At 23.0% G+C, this 1,140-nt stretch carries 1 protein-coding gene; it reads left to right on the forward strand.

All coding sequences use genetic code 11. The features are described from left to right. Positions 1-93 precede the first annotated feature (93 nt). A partial coding sequence (locus ACERKK_RS13170; RefSeq protein ID WP_373773531.1) for a P-loop NTPase fold protein occupies positions 94-1,140 on the forward strand: 1,047 nt, incomplete at its 3' end.

Genomic DNA, 1,140 nt, shown 5'->3' on the forward strand with positions numbered 1-1,140 from the left:
TTATATCTAAGAATGTTTTTTGCTCAATAAGTAAAAGAATTAATATTAAACTTTTATGTTAAAATATCTGACTTTATTATAAGGCAAGATATTTTGGTAGAACTTTTAGATGATAAACTAAGTAGAAAGAATGAAGCAAAGTTTTTAATTAACTATTTAACAAAAAGATACGAAGTTAAAAATAATGAGGATTCATTTGTATTAAATGTAAATGCAAAATGGGGATATGGTAAAACTTTTTTTCTTAAATTATTAGAAGAAGAACTTAAAAAAAAAGAACATGAAGTAATATTTTTTGATGCATGGAAGAATGATTTTACAAAAGAACCATTACTTGCATTTTTTTCTGAAATAAATGATTCTCTATCTGATTATTTTAATAATAGTAAAAATAGCGAAGCAAAAAGAATATTTAAACTAACATTTTCAAAAAGTTTACCCTTATTTGTTTCTATTTTAACAAAACATTTAACCGGTCTAAGCGCTGAAGAGTTTACACAATTACTAAGTGAAGAAGATGTAAAAAGTGATGATGAAGAAAAATCAGAAATTAAAAAAGATACACAAAATACTCTTTCTTCAATAATGAGTAAAGCAACTGAAATCGCACTACAAGAACATAAAACATTAAAAAATAGTATAGAAACATTTAAAAAAAATATGAAACTATTAATTAGCCAAATAGAAAAAGATACTAATCCAAAGTTACCTCTATTTATTTTAATTGATGAACTTGATAGATGTCGCCCAAATTATGCTATTGAATTACTTGAAAATATAAAACATATCTTTGATATCAAAGGAATATATTTTATAATTGCAACAAATTCAAAACAATTATCACACTCAATAAATGCAATTTATGGAGCTAACTTTTCATCAGAAATATATTTAAAAAGATTTTTTGATCAAGAATATAGTTTAAAAGAACCAGATAAATATGAATATATAAAAAATTTATTAGAAAGAGAGGTTACGAATCAAGATAAAATAATAAATCCTCTCTCGGAGGAAGATTATCCTCAAAAAAACTTACATGTAATTTTAATTGATAGTTTTTCAAAATATTTCAAATTACAATTAAGAGATATTCATCAATCAATAAATACACTTTCAACTATAACTTTAACATGGGATGAC

Origin of the sequence: Poseidonibacter sp. (assembly GCF_041821165.1) — a bacterium.
Lineage (GTDB): Bacteria > Campylobacterota > Campylobacteria > Campylobacterales > Arcobacteraceae > Poseidonibacter.